The 1,230-nt window shown below is 59.1% G+C and carries 2 protein-coding genes; both read right to left on the bottom strand.

The window, feature by feature from the left end; genetic code table 11:
* Window positions 1-38 precede the first annotated feature (38 nt).
* Complete coding sequence (locus tag NW819_RS14145) at window positions 39-968, bottom strand: metallophosphoesterase family protein (RefSeq protein WP_414414137.1); 930 nt, start codon at window positions 966-968, stop codon at window positions 39-41.
* A gap of 39 nt (window positions 969-1,007) precedes the next feature.
* Window positions 1,008-1,230, bottom strand: a 223-nt coding sequence (locus NW819_RS14150) for a hypothetical protein (RefSeq protein WP_414414138.1), incomplete at its 5' end; no start/stop codon positions are given.

Here is a 1,230-nt window from a genome sequence, read left to right on the forward strand (position 1 = left end):
AATCTACACTAATTCGGTCAAGCTTTAGGAGTTTCTGATTACCAGGCGGCAGCGGGCAGAGGGAGAGAGCGGGATCCCTTGGCCCGGAGAGGGATTTGTCCCCAGCGATCCCGTCGGATCCCCATCACCAAGCCGTGCCAGAGGGGGCTGGGATCCAATGCCGGCAACTTAACCCAGTGGTAGCGCAACACCCCTCGCCGTGGGTTCACCTCCAGCTCAAACACCCGCAGAGCCGAAACCGGCCCCACCAGAGGAGGTGCTGTCAGGTAGGGGATCCCATCGCGGACATACACCTTCGGCACATGCAGGTGGCCACTCAGCACCGCCACCACCCGTCCGTGACGGGCCAAGAGAGCGTGTAGCGCCGAGGCTGGTTCGCTGAGGAGCCGGTACTTGCGAAACAAAACCGCGTCCATTTGGGTGGGAGCAATGAAGGGCGGCTGATGGATCAGCAGGATCAGCCATTCTTCCGGCACCGTTTGCAGATGTTCGCCCAGCCAGTGCAGTTGGGAGGGGCGGAGCACGCCCTGAGGCAAAGGGAAGCGTCCCAGGCTGGCGTCGAGGGCAATCAAGCGGATCCCGGGCAGAGGGGAAAGGCTGTAATCGACGTAACCGGTGGGAGCCGGGGACAGGGGAAATTGGCTTTGGCACCAACGGATAAACTGATCTCGGTTAAAGCGTCCCTTTCTCCTCAGGGTGTCGATATCGTGGTTGCCCAGGCTGAGGTAATAGGGCACCCGCAGTTGGGCAAGAATCTCCTGGAAAGAGTGAAAGCTCTCCGGATCCGCTTGATCCACCAAATCTCCGGTAAACACCACGAAGTGCAGATCCGGCACCTGGTTGAGATGGGCAACGGCGGCTTCCAACTGGCGGCGGGGGGAATCGGACATCCACCAACAGCGGCACCCCGTCTCGGGCATCAGGTGGACATCTGAGACTTGAGCAAAGCAAATGCGTTGGGTTGCCATTGTTTAGGTACTTATTCACACCTCACGCCCGCATCATAGTCAATGATGGGCCGGGGGGCTATGGGCTTCTCTTAACCTCAGCTGGGAGCCATCGGCAACTGGGGCACAGGTAGGGCTGTGAAAGGGGCGCGCAGACTGGTCAAATTGGTCTGAGAGGGTTTCCCAGGCTGTCACCCCCAACTTTTCTCCCAGCAGGATAGATTGAATGGATTGATGAGTAGCAAAGCGGTCTGTACCCTTTGCTCCATCCCATACTTCCCGG

Source organism: Synechococcus sp. R8-2, from assembly GCF_047461715.1.
Lineage (GTDB): Bacteria > Cyanobacteriota > Cyanobacteriia > Thermostichales > Thermostichaceae > Thermostichus.

Excerpts from the sequence above, each read along its gene's own strand:
- NW819_RS14145 (WP_414414137.1), bottom strand. The coding sequence starts at position 968 with ATGGCAACCCAACGCATTTGCTTTGCTCAAGTCTCAGATGTCCACCTG.